Annotated in this window: 13 protein-coding genes; 2 read left to right on the top strand and 11 right to left on the bottom strand. The window is 71.7% G+C overall.

What is annotated here, in order from left to right:
* Nucleotides 1-222 precede the first annotated feature (222 nt).
* From RV986_RS40400 to RV986_RS40360, 9 genes are all read right to left on the bottom strand, one after another.
* A complete protein-coding gene (locus RV986_RS40400; protein WP_475922138.1) occupies nucleotides 223-1053 on the bottom strand; it encodes a DUF1684 domain-containing protein in 831 nt (276 codons plus the stop codon).
* A 4-nt stretch (nucleotides 1054-1057) separates the two neighbouring features.
* Nucleotides 1058-2431 (bottom strand): NtaA/DmoA family FMN-dependent monooxygenase, encoded by a 1374-nt coding sequence (locus tag RV986_RS40395; protein ID WP_475922137.1) that lies wholly within the window; start codon nucleotides 2429-2431, stop codon nucleotides 1058-1060.
* Entirely contained in the window at nucleotides 2428-3546 is a 1119-nt protein-coding gene (locus RV986_RS40390; RefSeq protein WP_475922136.1) for an LLM class flavin-dependent oxidoreductase, read from the bottom strand. The genes RV986_RS40395 and RV986_RS40390 overlap by 4 nt, the downstream gene beginning before the upstream one ends.
* 197 nt (nucleotides 3547-3743) lie before the next feature.
* Nucleotides 3744-5543, bottom strand: a complete 1800-nt coding sequence (locus RV986_RS40385) for an FAD/NAD(P)-binding protein (protein WP_475922135.1) — start codon at nucleotides 5541-5543, stop codon at nucleotides 3744-3746.
* A 620-nt stretch (nucleotides 5544-6163) separates the two neighbouring features.
* Nucleotides 6164-6763 (bottom strand): GTP-binding protein, encoded by a 600-nt coding sequence (locus RV986_RS40380; RefSeq protein WP_475922134.1) that lies wholly within the window; start codon nucleotides 6761-6763, stop codon nucleotides 6164-6166.
* Nucleotides 6747-7109, bottom strand: a complete 363-nt coding sequence (locus RV986_RS40375; protein ID WP_475922133.1) for a DUF742 domain-containing protein — start codon at nucleotides 7107-7109, stop codon at nucleotides 6747-6749. Before RV986_RS40375 ends, RV986_RS40380 begins: the two co-directional genes overlap by 17 nt.
* Complete coding sequence (locus tag RV986_RS40370; RefSeq protein ID WP_475922132.1) at nucleotides 7106-7534, bottom strand: roadblock/LC7 domain-containing protein; 429 nt, start codon at nucleotides 7532-7534, stop codon at nucleotides 7106-7108. Before RV986_RS40370 ends, RV986_RS40375 begins: the two co-directional genes overlap by 4 nt.
* Entirely contained in the window at nucleotides 7531-10017 is a 2487-nt protein-coding gene (locus tag RV986_RS40365) for a sensor histidine kinase (protein ID WP_475922131.1), read from the bottom strand. Before RV986_RS40365 ends, RV986_RS40370 begins: the two co-directional genes overlap by 4 nt.
* Before the next feature lie 191 nt (nucleotides 10018-10208).
* Nucleotides 10209-11501 carry a DUF5685 family protein gene (locus tag RV986_RS40360; protein ID WP_475922130.1) on the bottom strand — a complete coding sequence of 431 codons (1293 nt, stop codon included), beginning with the start codon at nucleotides 11499-11501 and terminating at the stop codon, nucleotides 10209-10211.
* A 290-nt stretch (nucleotides 11502-11791) separates the two neighbouring features.
* Here RV986_RS40360 and RV986_RS40355 point away from each other — a divergent pair, with 290 nt between their 5' ends.
* Nucleotides 11792-12232 carry a cell division protein SepF gene (locus RV986_RS40355; RefSeq protein WP_475922129.1) on the top strand — a complete coding sequence of 147 codons (441 nt, stop codon included), beginning with the start codon at nucleotides 11792-11794 and terminating at the stop codon, nucleotides 12230-12232.
* A gap of 40 nt (nucleotides 12233-12272) precedes the next feature.
* Here RV986_RS40355 and RV986_RS40350 read toward each other — a convergent pair whose 3' ends face one another.
* Together RV986_RS40350 and RV986_RS40345 are read right to left on the bottom strand one after the other, a co-directional pair.
* Nucleotides 12273-13463 (bottom strand): acyl-CoA dehydrogenase family protein, encoded by a 1191-nt coding sequence (locus RV986_RS40350; RefSeq protein ID WP_475922128.1) that lies wholly within the window; start codon nucleotides 13461-13463, stop codon nucleotides 12273-12275.
* Between the two features lie 186 nt (nucleotides 13464-13649).
* The gene (locus tag RV986_RS40345) at nucleotides 13650-15257 is read right to left on the bottom strand and encodes an MFS transporter (RefSeq protein WP_475922127.1); all 1608 of its coding nucleotides are present in this window, start codon (nucleotides 15255-15257) and stop codon (nucleotides 13650-13652) included.
* A gap of 262 nt (nucleotides 15258-15519) precedes the next feature.
* Between RV986_RS40345 and RV986_RS40340 the strand changes: the two genes are divergently transcribed.
* Complete coding sequence (locus tag RV986_RS40340; protein ID WP_475922126.1) at nucleotides 15520-16689, top strand: glycosyltransferase family 39 protein; 1170 nt, start codon at nucleotides 15520-15522, stop codon at nucleotides 16687-16689.
* Nucleotides 16690-16786 lie beyond the last annotated feature (97 nt).

Raw genomic sequence — 16786 nt, 5'->3', positions numbered from 1 at the left:
CCTCCCAAGGGGAAGTAGGGGGCCCGCGTGGGGTCGGGGCCCGTGAGGCGCAGCCGGGAACCGCCCGTCCGGATTCCGGACAAGCCGTGCTCCTGACAAGCGCTGTGGGGGAGTATTCGGCGGCACGGCCGACCGGCGCAAGAGCGCCTTTCGGCCGTGCGACGTTCAACTTGTGTACCACCAGGGGGAGTTGATCTCCCGGCGTAGTTGTGCGGATTGTGTTCAGATCAGCGTGCGCTCCCCCGCCTCGACGGCCGCGCTCAGGGTGTTCCCCGGCGGCGGGAGGGGGCAGACGAAGTGGTCGGCGAACGCGCAGGGCGGGAGCACGGAACGGTTGAAGTCCACCGTCGTACGCCCCTCGGCATCGGGTGCCGCGGGGCGCAGGAACCGGAAGCGGTAGCTGCTGTCCCCGCTGGTGGCGTCGGCGAACACGGCCCACAGCGAACCGTCCCTCTCGACCGACACCTGGAGCGTGAGGTCCTCGCCGTCCAGGGTGAAGGCGAGGATGCCACCGAGCCCGAGGCCACGCGTTCGACCGTCCGCGTTCTCCACGCGTACGGTGCGGTCCTCGCCGTACGGCGTGAAGTGCCCCGGCACCGACCAGCGCGGATCGTACGAGGTCGCCCGGATGCCCTTGAAGGCCGCGCGCGTCTCGGCGGCGGGGTCGAAGTCGCGTACGCCCCAGACCCCTTCGCGCACCAGGACGACGAACCGGCGCTCACCGAGCCCGACGCGCGCCCCGGCCGCCGGCCCGAGATCGGCGTCGAGGCCGACCTCGCCGGTGAAGGGCTTTCCGTCCACGCTCAGACCGTCCTCGGAGGACGCTGTCAGCACGACCCCGTCCTCCTCGGCGGCCCAGCGCCCGGGGATGTCCGGAAGTCGCCCGTCCGGATAGTCCTCCAGCCAGTGCGTGCCGGTGAGGGCCGACGGGCCGTAGGGCGCGGCAACCGTCTCGGTGCGGCGCTCGTGCCACTGCTTCCAGGCCTCGGCCGCGCCTTCCGACCCGCCTTCGAATGCGTCTTCGGGTGCGTCTTCGGGTGCGTCTTTCGTCATGTGATCAACCCTTCCACACGGGTTCCGGCAACCCGAGGTGCGAGCGCAGCGTCGTGCCCGCGTATTCCGTGCGGAAGGCCCCCCGCTCCTGGAGCAGCGGGACCACCCGGTCCACGAACTCGTCGAGTCCGCCGGGGGTCAGCTGGGGGACGAGGACGAAGCCGTCCGCGGCCTCGGCCGTCACGAACGCGTCGAGTTCGGCGGCGACCGCCTCCGGGGTGCCGATGAAGGACTGCCGCCCGGCCGCCTCGATCACGGTCTGCCGGATGGACAGCCCCTTCGCCCGTGACAGGGAACGCCACTTCTCGGCCACCGCGAGGGGATCGCCGACGCGGACACGCCCCTGCGCGAGGGCTGAGCCCGACTCCGACTCCGGTTCCGAGTCCGGGCCCGGGTCCGGGCCCGGACCCCGATCAGGACCCAGATCCGGATCGATGTCGGGCAGCGGCCCGTCCGGGTCGTACGAGGAGAGGTCGACGCCCCAGATCTGCTCCAGGGCGAGGATCGCGTTCCGCGGGGAGATCTGCCGCCGGCGGATCTCGGCGGCCCGTTCCTGCGCCTCGGCGGCGGTGTCGCCGAGCACGACGGTGATGCCGGGCATGATCTTCAGGTCCTCGGGCGCCCGTCCGTACGCCGTGAGCCGCCCCTTCACCTCGGCGTAGAACTCCCGGCCGGCCTCCAGGGTCCCGTGCCGTGCGAAGAGCACGTCCGCCGTGGACGCGGCGAACTCCCGGCCCTCGTCCGAGTCCCCGGCCTGGATGACCACGGGGTGGCCCTGCGGTGAGCGCGGCAGGCCGAACTCGCCCGCGATGTCGAAGTGCCGCCCCCGGTGCGCGAAGGGCCGCGACACCCCTTCCGGTGTCCAGGAGTCCCACAACTCCCGTGCCGTGGCGACGAATTCGGCGGCCCGCGAGGAGCGTTCCGACCGGTCCAGGAAGCCTCCGCGCCGGAAGTTCTCCCCGGTGAAGGCGTCGCAGGAGGCGACCACGTTCCAGGCGGCCCGGCCGCCGCTGAGGTGGTCCAGGGTGGCGAATCTGCGGGCGAGTTCGTACGGCTCGTTGAAGGTCGCGTCGACCGTGGCGGCGAGCCCCAGCCGCTCGGTGACGGCGGCGAGCGCGTTGAGGACGGTGACGGGCTCCGGCCGTCCCACGACGTCCAGGTCGTGGACATGTCCCCTGTGCTCGCGCAGCCGCAGCCCCTCGGCGAGGAAGAAGAAGTCGAACAGACCGCGTTCGGCGCTACGCGCGAGGTGCTCGAAGGAGGCGAAGTCGATCTGGGACTTGGGGCGCGCGTCGGTCCACACGGTGCTGCCGTTGCCGTCCGGGAAGTGCGCCGCCAGATGCATCCGCCGACGGGGCCCCGTGGTCCGTACGGTCATGACGCTCCCCCTGTCACGGCGTACTGGTTGGCGGGCCGGGCCAGCCCCAGGTGCTCCCTGAGCGTGCTGCCCGGATAGAAGGTGCGGAACAGACCGCGGTGCTGGAGCAGCGCCACCGTTCCGTTCACGAGCCGCTCCAGGTCACGGCGCGGCTCGACCGGGGTCAGATGGAAGCCGTCGACGGCCCCGGACTCGTGCCAGGCGGCGATCAGTTCGGCCAGGTCGACCGGGCCGCCCCGGTACAGCGGTCCCTGCGGGGTCGGCCGGGGACCGCCGCCGCCTCCCCCGAATTCCCGGCTTCGCTCGAACAGCGGGGACCCCCATCCCGGCTCGGCCACGTGCTCGCCGCCACTGAGGTCGACGATGAGCGAGCCGAGGACCCGAAGGGTGTCGGGGTCACGCCCGAACTCCGCTGCCGCGTCCCTGAGTTCGGACCGGACGGCACGGGCCTGCGCGGGCTCCGCGACCCGGACGAGCGCCACATCGGCGTACCGGGCGGCGGTCCGCCGGGCGGGCCCCTCGGTGGCGTCGACGACCCGTACGGGGTGGCCCTGCGGGGGCCGCGGCACGATCGAGGGGCCCTTCACGAAGAAGGTGGCGCCCTGGAAGTCGACGTGGTGCAGCTTGTCCCGGTCGATGAAACGGCCGCTCGCCGTGTCGCGTATCTCGGCGTCGTCCTCCCAGCTGTCCCAGAGCCGGGCTGCCACCTCGGCGACCTCCCCGGCCTCCCGCCACAGCGCGTCGGCCGGCGCGCTGTGGCGGCGGCCGAAGAGGCGGGCCTCGCCCTCGGTCGTCGACACGTCGAGCTGCCAGCCCGCCCGGCCACGGGCGACCCAGTCGAGGGTCGCCACCGCCGCCTGGACGTGGAAGGGCTCGGTGTGGGTGGTGGTCACGGTCGGTACCAGGCCGATCCGGCGGGTGGCGGGCGCGAGGCGGGCGAGCACCGCGAGCGCGTCGGGCCCGGGGCGCGCGAAGCCGTCACCGAGCGTCACGAAGTCGAGCCCGCCGCGCTCCGCGAGCTGCGCCGCCTCGACGTACGGGGCGGCATCGAAGGCCGCCTGGTGATCGAGGGCGGCGGCCAGGTGCAACAGCCCCCGGCCGTGCGGTGCGGTCATATGGATGAACCCTTTCTACGGCGAACAGATCAGAGGACCTTGGAGAGGAGGACTTTGGAGAAGAGGACCTTGGAGAGGAGTGACCGCGTCCGTTCGTGCCGCGGCCGGTCGAGTACGTCACCGGGGTCGCCCCGCCCGACGCGATCCGTCCGCCGAAGAGCGGCAGCACCGGGTGCGGTGGTCCAGGCGGGGCGCGGTCAGACGACGGCCCGACAGGACAGGTCGCGCAGGAACGTCAGCGCGGCCCGCGCCGCCGCGTCGTTCTGCCGGAACGCCGGGCCGCCGGTACGCGGCCGGGTGAACGCGCCCGAGCCCCGGGCGTCGGTGTGCGGGCCGAGCGCGAAGCGCCGGGGGTGCGGAACGCCGGAGCGGTCCAGCACCCGGCCGTCGGCTGGGTCGACGGCGAGCAGCCCCTCCGGGGTCCCGGCCGCCCCCTCGGCGTACAGCTCGCGCAGCAGCGTGTCGCGGGTCCGTTCGACGGTGGGCTCCGGCAGCCGTGCCTCGACGAACGCACGGGCCTCGACCGTCGCGCCGGGCACGGTGGCGCTGCCCGCCCGGAAGACCCCGTCCTCGGCGGTGACGGTCATGCCCGCGCCCACGAACTTCAGGATCCCGGCCCGTGACAGGGCGAGCATCTGCCGCAGTCGCGGTCCGGGCGGCCCGGACGCGAGAAAGCTGAAGAAGCCGTGCCACCAGGACCCGATGTCGCCGAGCCGGACCAGCTGACCGTAGACGGAGAGCAGCCCGAGGAAGACGGCCAGGTCGGGGCTGTACGAGGGATCGTGGCGCCGCCGCAGATCGTCCTCGATGTACGCCCGCACTCCGGTCTGGAGTTCCTCGTACGAGGCGTGGCGCACCCCGTCCAGCGGACGGTCGAGGGCGGCGAGGTCGAGCCGGTCGGCCGGATCGGGCACGGCGGAGGCCACCAGGGTCAGGATCTCGGCGCCGTCAGCGGCCGCGTACTTCTCCTCGAAGTCCGCCCAGGTGATCGCGGTCCGCTCGGGGTGGGCCGCGAACAGCCGGTGGTAGTGCGCGAACCCCAGCTCCTTCTCGACCAGCGGCCAGACGTCCCGCCGGAAGTCGAACCCTCCCCCACTCTCGGCTTCGCTGGAGCGGGGGGACCCCCATGGGCGCGCGAGCAGCTCCTCGACCTCGCCCGGGCCGAAGAACCTCGGCAGCGGCGGCCGTTCACCCGTCCAGTCGTAGCCGATCTTGGAGTGGTAGGGGACACCGCGCCGGGAGCCTACGTACAGGATCGGCTCCCGCCCGGACGGGTGGTAGGTCTCCCCCTCGTACCGTCCGCCGCGCCCCTCCGTGAGCAGTGCCATCAGGTCGACGAAGGCGAGTCCGAAGCCGCGGACGAGTACCGGTTCGCCCGGTTCCAGCGACGACAGGTCGCTGTCGGCGGTGAAGTCCGGCGGCAGGTGGACCAGGCCGTGCCGACGTGCGTACGCGGCCAACTCAAGCTGTTCTTCGTCGAGTTCCGCGTCCAGATGGCCGAGCGTGAGCACGACGAGATCGGCGAGGAGCGGACGGGTCCGGCCCTCCAGCCACACCTGCTGACGGCCCTCGCGGGGCCCGCCGACCCGCAGCGCTCGCCGTGCGTGGTGCCGGACCGTGGTGCCCGGCGGCAGCGCGGCCACCGTCCGTTCGTACACCCAGCGCAGATACGCGCCCTGCCGCTGCCGGTCCGCGAAGACGCGCCCGTCGAGGTCCGCCCACTCGTGCAGGGTGGGGCCTTCGAGGACGGGCCCGGTCATGGCCACCGTCTCGTCGGTGAACATGGTGACGTCCTGGGCCTGCGAGTTCATCCACAGCAGCGGCGACTGCTGCTCGCGCCAGATGCGGCCGCCGCCCGGCGGATAGGGGTCGACGAGATGGATGTCCAGACCGTCGGTGCCCGCACCGGCGTACAGCTCGGGCGCGTTGGCGCAGATCCGCTCCAGGAGACCGGTCCCCCGCGGCCCGGCCCCCACGATCACCAGCGACGGCCTCATCGGGTGCGCTCCGCACCGCGCGCGTAGTGCAGCGGGGCCGCGTCCCGCGGAACGGATGCGGCGACCTCGGTAAGGGTGTCGGAGGGCATACGAAGGCTCCGTGATGCATCGATGCGTCGATTCGAACGCGGGTGGTGCCCTCACACGGAGCGCCGCGAGGCGCGTACGGCCGAGCCCCTCAGCAGAGCCGTTCACCGAGACTACGGGGACGTTTCCCCTCACTGTCAAGGTTGTCCACACTGTGAGCCGTACGTCTCAGCACAGTTGACGCGGAAACGGATAACTGTTCCACTTGGGCGCATGAATCGGCAGCAGTGGCTGGTCACGCGCTCCCACATCGACTTCGGTCGAGTGTGGTCCGCATCCTGTTGAGCTGACCTCCCACGCGCCGCCGCCCGCTCCTGACGGGCGCCTTCGCGTTCTCCCCGCCTTCTTTTCTGCCTTCTGCCTCCCGCCTTCACACGCACACCCCTCCCCTCGTATTTCCTCTCCCCTCGCACTTCCTCTCCCGCCTCGACGGGCTGTGCCATTCCCCGCGCCCCGCGCAGGAGCGCCCCGAAGGGGCGCGGGGAACCGCGCGCCCGGCAACCCGTCACCCGCGGCTTCCGGACGACCGGATATCAGCGAGCCAACACAGCCGTACGCCGCCGCGGCACCGTACGCGCCCCGATCACCCGATCCATCAACGCGGCAAGCACCTCCTTCACCGAGGCCCGATCCCGCGCGTCACACTCCAACACCGGTACGTCATCGCCCAGTTCGAGCGCCTCCCGCACCTCGTCGAGCGCGAACCTGCGAGCACCGTCGAACCGATTGACGGCCAGCACGAAGGGAGCCCGGTGCGCCTCGAAGTAGTCGAGCGCCGGAAAACAGTCCTCGATACGGCGCGTGTCGACCAGTACGACCGTCCCGAGCGCCCCTTCCACCAGGTCGTCCCACAGGAACGAGAACCGGTCCTGCCCGGGCGTACCGAACAGATAGAGCGCGATCGACGGATCGAGCGTGATCCGCCCGAAGTCGAGCGCGACGGTCGTGGTGGTCTTGGACTCGACTCCCTCCAGCGAGTCGACGCCGAGCGACACCTGGGTGATCGCCGCCTCCGTGTCGAGGGGTTCGATCTCGGAGATGGCACCGATGAAGGTCGTCTTGCCGACCCCGAGTCCACCGCTGACCACGATCTTCACGGCCAGCGGCACGATCTTGTCAGAGCGCCCGGACATGGTCCCTGATCCTCTCGAGCGTGTGGAGCGGCAGCTCCGCGGGTTGGTGACAGGCGAGCCGCCCGGAAACGATCAGGTCGGAGATCAGCACCTTGGCGACGCCGAGCGGTACGCCGACGGCGTCGGCGATCTCGGCGACGGTCGTGGGCCGTTCGCACAGCGCGACGATCTGCTGCCGCTCAAGGGCGAGCGGTTCGTCCGACACGCCCACGGCGACGACCAGCGTCTCCAGGCGCAGATCCGCCTGCGCGGGCTCGGACCGGCCGCCGGTGATGATGAACGGCCGTACGAACGTGGCGTCGTCCGTGTCTTCCTCCGCGCCCTCCATGGGATGTCCGCCGCTCACCGTGGCAGCACCTGGCGCAGATCGGCGATGAGCATCGGGGTGAGCAGATCACCCGCCCGCTCCGCGAGCACCGCCATCTCGTAGCCGACGAGCCCCAGTTCACCGCTGCTGTCGGCGAGGACCCCGAGACAGCTGCCGTCCCGGATCGCCGAGACGAGCAGGAACCCGCGCCCCATCTCGATCATGATCAGCTTCACCCCGTCGAAGCTGTACCGCTTGGACGCGCTGCGCGCCAGGCTGCTCAGCCCGGACACGATCGCCGCGAGATGGTCGGCCTCGGTCCGCCCGAGCCCGTCCGACACCGCGATCAGCAGCCCGTCCGACGAGACCGCGACGGCATCGCGCACCCCGTCGGTGTTCCGGACGAAGTTGGCGAGCAGCCAGTTGAAGGTCTGCGAGTCGTTGTGCGTGTCGAGGGTGGTCACTTGCCCTCACCCTTCTCGGCCGCCGTCTTCGCCGCCGCCGTCTTCTGCGCCGCCGTCCCGGAACCCGCTTGCGCGGACTTCCCCTTCTCCCGTTCCTTGCCCCGTTCCTTCTCCTTCTCCATCTCCACGCTGATACCGCCCCGCATGTGGGCGCTGCGCAGGGTCGAGAGCATCCCGGAGATCTCCTCGGGGCTGCGGTCGGGGGTCGGTTCGGCCGGTGCCGGGCGGGAGGGGCGGTCGGTCTCGCTCACGGCTTCCGAGATCGCGCTGCGCCGCGGCCGCTTGACGAGTCCGTTGCGGGTGCGTGCGGCGGAGGTGCCCCGGGCGGGCTCACCGCGCCGGGCGGGAGTGTCCGCCGTGGGCGGGGCGGCTTCGTCCTGCGCGTCCTCGCGTGTGCCGGCGGGCTTCCCCGCCCCCACCGGGACGAGTTGTCCGGCGCGCTCCTCGGGCACCGCGGAGGGCCCGTCGGCCGCGCGGCGCGGCGCGGGCAACACGGCCTTGCCCTTCGGCGCGGCCACCGCCGGGGCGGCGTCCGTGAGCAGCGCGCCGGGAATCAGCACCCGGGCGACGACGCCCGCGGCCGGCGCCTCGCCGAGCCGCACCTCGATCCCGCACCTCCGGGCGAGCGCACCGACCACGAAGTGGCCCAGGAACCGGGTGGGTTCGGCCATGAAGCTGGCGGTGCCGGAGAGCCGTACGTTCGCCTCGGCGAGTGCCTGGGTGTTCATGCCCAGCCCGTGGTCGACGATCGCGACGAGATAGCCGGCGCTGGTGAGCCGTCCCTCGATCTCGACGTCGGAGTCGGGCGGCGAGAAGCTCAGCGCGTTCTCGACCAGTTCGGCGAGCAGATGGGCGATCTCGGCGACGACCGACCCCGTGATGTGGGTGGGTTCGATCCGCCGCAGGGTGACCCGCCGGTACTCCTCCACCTCGGAGAGCGCGGCCCGCAGCACATCCGTGACGGACAGCGGCGTCGCCCAGGGCCGGGGGCTGGACTCCCCGGCGAGCACGAGCAGGCTCTCGGCGTTGCGGCGCATACGGGTGGCGAGGTGGTCCAGTTCGAAGAGGTTGGCGAGGGTGGCCGGGTCGGCGTCCTCGTGCTCCAGCTTGTTGATGAAGCTGATCTGGCGGCGTACCAGGTTCTGGTTGCGGCGTCCGAGGCTGACCAGCGAGTCGGTGGCGTTGCGGCGCAGCACGGCCTGTTCGGTGGCGAGGTCGAAGGCGGCACGCTGCACCCGGTCGAAGGCCTCGGTGACCTCCCGTACCTCGGCCCCGGCCCGGTCGGACACCGCGAGCGGTGCGGGCGGCTCGGGGTGCTCGCCGGAGGAGGCGGCCTGTACCCGGGCCACGGCCCGCGGCAGTCGCAGGTCCGCGACCTCGCGGGCCTGCTGGGCGAGGTCGGTGAGCGGGGTGGAGACGGACCGTACGCAGTCCAGCGCGAGGGCGCCGAGCGCGACGATCGTGCCGAGCGCGAGCAGGACGAACAGCAGGAGATCGCGCTGGGCGGCGCTCTCCAGTTCGGCGGCCCGCTTCTCGACGTCGGTGCCGAGCGAGATCTGCACGTCCCGCAGCCCGTTGATGGTCGAGGTCATGCTGTCCCACCAGTCCTGCGGTGGAACATCGTGCGCGCCGAGCCGCCCGCCGCCGTGCGCCGCGACGCTCTCGTACGACAGCGCGCGCTCGGCGTCGGGTGTGGTGAGCGCGGCGTCCAGGCGTCGCCGCTGTGTGTCGGTGGCCACGCGCGGGAAGTCGGCGAGGGCGGCGAGCCGTCCGGCGCGGATCTCCATGAACCGGCTGTAGTCGTCACCGCGGAACCGCCCGGCGCGCACCGAGCCGAGCACGATGGCGCGCTCCTCCCCGGTGAACTCCTTGGCGTTGCCCAGCACTTGCAGGGTCTGGTAGGCGTCGCGGAGGGTGCCGTCGTGGACGTCGTCGAGGCCGAGGCCGAGCCGGTCGAGGACGGTGATGGTGGTGGTGAAGTAGTCGAAGGTGTCCTTCACCACGCCCGTGCCGTCCTCGGCCTTCTTCCGGATTCCGGTGAGGCCCGTCAGCCGGCCGAGGGACTCGCGCACGGACCCGGCCGCGGCGTCGCCACGGCCGGTCAGCGCCAGGTCGAGCCGGGCGCGCGCCGCGTCGGTCGCCGTGCGCTGGGCGGGCAGCTTGGCCTTGAACTCCCGTACGCCGCCCACGTATCCGGTGGTGAGCCCGCGCTCCTTCTGCAGTTCGTGGACGAGGCCCTGGAGGGTGATCTCCAGGCGGGCGTTGTCGGCGGTGGCGGCGGCGTTGCGATAGGCCGCGATCTGCTCGGCCGCGGCGGTGCCGAGCAGCGCGAGCAGGACGGCAAGGGCGAGGATCAGGATCCTGAGGAGCCTGGTGCGGATGGTGCGGGTGGTGCGGGTGGCGCGGGGAGCCGTACGGCCCTTCCCGCCACGGACGCGGACGCCGGGCACATGCCCGGTCGCCGCTTTCGGTGTGACGTCCACTGAAGTGCCTTAGGAGGAGGACGAGTTGCTGGCAGGGCAGAAATGGTTCTGCTCCGGACCAACGACTCTCACAGCATCCCGGTCACCCGATCATGTTTTTGTTTTACACCCCGGAAACAATGGAATTCCCGTCCGGGCAGGTCGGACTTGCGCGGCGATGCGATCGCGCACGTCGCCGTATACGGGTTCGGTCACAGTCCGCAATCGCAGCACGAGCAGCACTCACAGCATTCGCAGGCATCACAACAGCTGCAGTCGCAGTTGCCGAGACAGCCCTCGCGCCTCTTGCGCGACCACGGCCCCTCGAACTCGTCGGCGCAGCACACCTTGCAGGTGCAGCACAGCCCGATCGCGGCCGCGCACCCGGCCCAGAAGCCGCGCCTGCCGGGCCCGGGCGGCTGGAGGGAGGGACCGCCGCCGAAGGGGTTGCCGCCCCCGGCGTAAGGATTCTGCCCGTCGTTCGGATGGGGCGGGCTCTGCGGGTTGTACGGGCCACCGTGCTGCGGCGGCCCGAAGGCACCGTCCGGCACGAGAAGCCCTCGAACCTCCTCCTGTCCCTCATGCGCGCCAGGCGATCCGTGCGCCTCCTGCGACCCGTGCGCCCCGTGTACCTGATGCCCGCATCCCGACGTCCCGAACGCCCGGTCCACCGACCGCCTCAGCTCGTGCGCGAGCAGCAGGTGCGCCAGGGTGCCGTCGACGAATTCCACCTCGCGCAGCGCGAGCCGTATCCCGTGCAGGGCGTCGTCGGCCAGCCGCCGCGCCTCGGCGAGCGAGGTACCGGTGGCCGTGAGCGGATTCCACGCTCCTGACGCGGCGTCTGCTTCCCTGTCCTCCACGGCGTCCAGCAGATGCGCGAGCCGCCCGAAGAGCCGTCCGGCCTCGGCGAGCGGCTCGGCGTTGCCCGGCCGCCCGGCCAGGACGGCCGTGTGCGCGAAGGCGGCGGCGGTCGCGGTCTCGGTCGGCTCGGTGACGGCTCGCAGCGGTGTTCCGAGCCCGGCGAGTGCCTCGATACCGACCTGCCGGTCGACGGCGTCGACGAGCACGGCGGTATCGAAGCCGACGGCGGATCCGCCACGGGCCCCGGCGCGCCCCCAGCTCGCGGCGACCCGGCGGGCGGCGAACGCCACCGGCCTGCGGGCCAACAGCCCGTCCCCGTCCGCCATGTGGTCGCGCACCTTGGCCGAGGCCAGCACCAGCGAGACCGCGGCGGCGAGCCGGGCACCCTCGCCCTGCGCGACGGACGCGGTCCGCATGCCCCGCAAGGGACACGGCCCCGCCGTACGCCGCCACCCTCCCCCGGCGCGCTCGGCCTGAGCCTCCGTCAAAACCGATATCAGCAGCCCGTCATAATTGGTGACAACCCGCGCGAACTGCCCATGGTCCCCGCGCAGTGCGAGACACAGACCACACAGATGCGCCATCCACTGGGTTTTGAGCCCTTCACCGAGGCGGTGGCTGCAGGGCCTCACTATTCCGAACATGACACTCCCCCGAGCCTCGTAGGACGTTGAGCTGCGGCGTCGTACCCACCGCCCCGTTCACCCGTACGTCCCAGCCATCACCCGATCGCCGTCGAGAATCATATTTCACTCTTAGTCAGCAGCCGTACCGGTCAATACCCTTGGGACACGCGGGCTCTCGACGAATTCGCTGTGCACCAGTACCGTCACGAAACCCCCGCGCGGCGTCTATCCACTTGGCGCGACATCCGCATCATGGACGACCATGGGGATGCGGAAAGCAAGAAAGACCGCTGTGAGAGGAGGCGTCCATGGGATCGGTGCGCAAGGCGAGTGCCTGGCTTGGCCTCGTCGACGACAACGATGACGAGCGTTACTACGACGACGACAACTACGCCGAAGGACAGGACTCCGGCGATGCCTGGGTCACGGACCCGCGCGTGAAGGTCGCGTCCGAGACGGCGGAAGGGACAGGCCGCCGGATCGGCACGGTCACCCCGGACAGCTTCCGGGACGCACGCGGCATCGGCGAACTCTTCCGGGACGGTGTCCCGGTCATCATCAACCTCACGGCCATGGAGCCCTCCGACGCCAAGCGCGTGGTGGACTTCGCGGCCGGCCTGACCTTCGGCCTGCGCGGCACCATCGAGCGGGTCGCCACCCGGGTCTTCCTGCTGACCCCGGCCAACACCGAGATCGTCAGCGGCGAGGCCCCGGGACGCCAGACGGGCGGCTTCTTCAACCAGAGCTGAGGCAGGGCCGCTCACCGGCCCTGCTTCGCCGGTGCTCGACTCACCGAAAGGCGTCGAGTCCGGTGAGCGCCTTGCCCAGCACGAGCTGATGCATCTCGACGGTGCCTTCGTAGGTGAGCACCGATTCGAGGTTGGTCGCGTGGCGCATCACGGGGTATTCGAGCGAGATCCCGTTGGCGCCGAGGATGGTACGGGCGGTCCGGCAGATCTCGATCGCCTCGCGTACGTTGTTGAGCTTGCCGAAGCTGATCTGTTCGGGACGGAGCCGTCCCGCGTCCATGCGCCGCCCCAGGTGGTGGGCGAGCAGAATCCCCTTGTGCAGTTCCACCGCCATGTCCGCCAGCTTGGCCTGGGTGAGCTGGAAGCCGCCGATGGGCCGCCCGAACTGCTCGCGCGTCTTCGCGTACGCGACGGCGGCCTCGAAACTGGTCCGCGCGGCTCCCATCGCGCCCCACACGATCCCGTACCGCGCGTGCGACAGACAGCTGAGCGGCCCCTTGAGCCCGGTCACCCCCGGCAGTACGGCGTCGGCGGGCAGCCGTACGTCGTCGAGCACGAGCTCACTGGTGACGCTCGCGCGCAGGGACCACTTGTGCTTGATCTCGGGAGCGGAGAACCCTGGGCTGTCGGTGGGCACGGCGAACCCGCGGATCCCGTCCTCGCTCTGCGCCCAGACGACCGCGACCCCGGCCACCGACCCGTTCGTGATCCACATCTTCCGCCCGTTCAGCACCCAGTCGCCGCCGTCGCGCTTGGCGTACGTCCGCATGGCGCCCGGGTCGGAGCCGTGGTCGGGCTCGGTCAGTCCGAAGCACCCGATGACCTCACCGGCGGCCATGCGCGGCAGCCATGCCTGCTTCTGCTCCTCGCTTCCGAACCGGTGAAGGGCGTACATGGCGAGGGAGCCCTGTACGGAGACCAGGGACCGGATGCCCGAGTCGGCGGCCTCCAGTTCCAGACAGGCGAGCCCGTACTGGACGGCGGTGGCCCCGGCACACCCGTACCCCTCCAGCGACATCCCGAGGGCCCCGATCCCGCCCAGCTCGCGCGCCAGCTCCCGGATACCGGGCAGCTCGCCCTTCTCGTACCACTCGGCGACGTACGGCAGCACCCGGTCCGCGGCCCATGCCCGTACGGTGGCCCGGATCGCCAGGTCCTCCGGCTCCAGGAGGTCGTCGATGCCCAGGGGGTCGGCGGGGTCGAAGGGGGGCAGCTTCGGGGACGCGGACATACGACAGCCTCCGGCACACTGAAAACTAGCACCGCTAGTTACGGTCTCGCCCGACGGTACGACGCAGTGTCCCGCACGTCCAGTACCTCCCCCGCCGCACCGGTGATCAGCCCCCCACGGGAAACCCGCGCGTGTCATCGTGCCCGCACGAGTGGTGCGCGGCTGGGAGGCGGGGGCCGGGGCGGGTCAGGCCGAGACCCGGGATTCGGCGACCTCCCGGGGCGCCGGGATCTCCGCCGGGCCCGCCGCGGGCACCCCGCACTCCATGACCCGCGGCAGCCTCAACGCCATCACCGCCCCCAGCAACAACAACCCCGCGCTGACCAGCAAGGTCACATGCAGCCCGTGCACGTAGGAGTCCCGAGCCGCGTGCCGCAGGGCATCCCCACGAGTCCCGCCGAGCCGCGCAGCGACGTCGTACGCCTCGCCCAGCGAGTGCCCCGCCGCAGCGGAGTCCCCCGCGGAGACCCCCGGTACGGACGACAGTCCGGGCGCGTACGCCGCGTTCATCACACTCCCCAGGAGCGCGATACCGATCCCGGCGCCCAGCTGGTACGAGGTCTCGCCGATCGCCGCGGCCCCGCCCGCCTGCGCCGGCGGCGCCTCGCTCAGCATCGACTCGTACGCCCCGAAGAGCGTCGTCTCCAGCCCGAATCCCAGCAGCACGAAGCCGAAGAACAGCAACCCGGTGTTGTCGACCGCGCCCATCGCGGTGAGCATGACCACCGCGACCGCGGTGAGACAGAACCCGAAGCAGACCATCGCCCGCGGTCCGAACCGCCGCAGCAGCCGCGCCCCCGCGAGCCCCGCGGCCATCGCGGCGAAGGTGAGCGGCAGCAGTCGCAGCCCGGTCTGCAGGGGCGAGAGTCCGAGCACCAGCTGCAGATACTGCGCGGCGATCAGCTCCAGCCCGACCAGCGCGAGCATGGCGAGGACGATGCACCCCACCGACGTACTGAACGCGGGCCGCGAGAACATCCGCAGGTCCACCAGCGGGCACGCGCGGCGCCGCTGCCGCCGTACGAAGGCGGCCATCAGCGCGCCGCCCCCGAGCAGCGGCACCAGTGTGAAGGGACCGAACGGCGCCTCGCCGCCGCCGAGCCGCTTCACCCCGAGTACGAGCCCGAAGAGCCCGGCGGCGGCCGTCAGGGCCCCCACCACGTCCCAGGGACCGTCGCGGTCGCCGTACGACTCGGGCAGCAGCAGCCGCCCGATCGGCAGGCTGATCAGCATCAGCGGGATGTTGATGAGGAAGACGGATCCCCACCAGAAGTGCTCCAGCAGGAAGCCTCCCAGCAGGGGCCCGACCGCCGCGCCCACCGCGGCGACCGCGCTCCAGATGCCGATCGCGAGCGCCCGCTCCCGCCGGTCGGGGAAGACCTGGCGCAGGATCGACAGGGTCGCGGGCATGATCATCGCGCCGCCGACGCCGAGCAGCGCGCGGGCCCCGATCAGGACCTGAGCGCTGTCGGCGAGCGCGGCGATCCCGGAGGCGATGCCGAAGAGCCCGTATCCGAGGAGGAGGACGCGTCTGCGGCCGACCCGGTCGCCCAGCGTGCCGAAGAGGATCAGCAGCGAGGCACAGACGAGTGGGTAGACGTCGACGATCCAGAGCAGTTCCATCGCGCCGGGCTTGAGGTCCTCGGTGACGGCGGGCACCGCTACATGCAGCACGGTGGCGTCGAGGGCGACGAGCAGCAGGCTGACGCACAGCACCACGAGGACGACCCAGCGGTTGGCACCGGCCCCGGCCTCCCGACGGCGACGCACAGCGGCCGTGGTCGTCCCGGACATGACGTACCTCCCAGATGTTCCCTCGCGTTCGGCGATCCGCTGGGTGGGGACTCCCTGCGGCTGCGGCGGGAGGAGCGGACTCCCGGGCGCCTGGGCCCAGCACAAAGGCGAGTGAGCGGCCAGCGTACGCGAGTTCCTTCCCTATACACGTGGCGGACCTCTCACGTTCTCTCTGCCAGGGATGTGGCGTACGCCACGCTTCCCCTGGTCCACCACGCCCCGGACGGCCGGCCGGTTCCGTACGCCGTCGATAATCGGGCCCGTGACCGATCTTGAGACGCCTGTCGCGACGCCGCCCCGCGCGGGTGCCCTGCGCCGGGCCGCGCCCGCCCTCCTCGGGTACGCCGCGGTGCGGGCCCTGGGCGTGCTCACCCTCGTCCTGTGGAGCGCGGCCGACGGCAAGAGCGCCCACAAGCTGCTGACGGCCCGCTGGGACTCGCTCTGGTACACCCGCGTCGCCGATCTCGGCTACGGCTACGAGGTCCGGCTCCCGGGCGGCGACGTGCACTCGAACCTCGCGTTCTTCCCGCTGCTGCCCTGGCTGGAGCGGCTCGTCTCGGCGATCACGCCCCTGTCGTACGCGGATGCCGGGCTGCTCGTCAGCACCCTCGCCTCGCTCGCCGCCGCCTGGGGGATCTTCGCCGTCGCGGACCATGTGTACGGGCGCCGGGTGGGCGTCTGCGCCGCGCTGCTCTGGGCCGTGCTGCCCGTCGGCGTCGTGCAGTCGATGGCGTACAGCGAGTCCCTGTTCACCGCGCTCGCCGCCTGGTCGCTCCACTCGGTGCTGACCGGCCGCTGGGTGACGGCGGGCCTGCTCGCCGCGCTCGCCGGGCTGACCCGCCCGGTGGGGGTCGCGGTGGTCGCGGCACTGTGGGTGGCGGCGATCGCCTCGTTCGTGCGGGATCGGAGCGCACGGACCGAGCACGGCGCCCCCGCGCTCCGGCGCGCCCTCGGCATGCTCCTCGCGCCGCTCGGCGCCGCCGGGTACGTCCTGTGGGTCGGCCGTCGCACGGGCAAGGGTCCGCTCGGTTATCTCGACGTCCAGGCGGGCTGGCGCAACGGATTCGACGGCGGGTACGCCTTCGCCCGCTTCGTGGGCGAGAAGTTCACGTCCTTTCCGTCGGCCCTGGCCGGCGTCGGGCTGATCGTCGGGGTCGCGCTGGTCGTCCGGCTGTTCGTGGCATGTGTGCGACAGGGACAGCCGCTGCCGCTTCTGGTGTACGCGGGGGTCGTCACCGCACTCGCCCTGTGCGCGTCGAGCTACTTTGGCTCGAAACCGCGCCTCCTGCTGCCCGCCTTCCCCCTTCTGCTACCCCTCGCGCTCCCCCTGGCCCGACTGCATACGCCCAGGTCAGCGCTGATTCTCGGCGGCGTGGCGGCGGCCTCGGCGGCCTACGGAGCCTTCTGGCTGAACGGCACCGGTCCCCCATGAACACCTCCCCGGCGCCAGGTGAGCACTGGGTGAGCAGCCGGAGAATTCCACCCCATGATTCGGTGAACGAATTCATAAGTGCCATAAAACGGAGGCC

The organism is Streptomyces sp. RLA012, from assembly GCF_056270325.1.
This window is presented reverse-complemented; position numbering and strand designations above follow the sequence as displayed.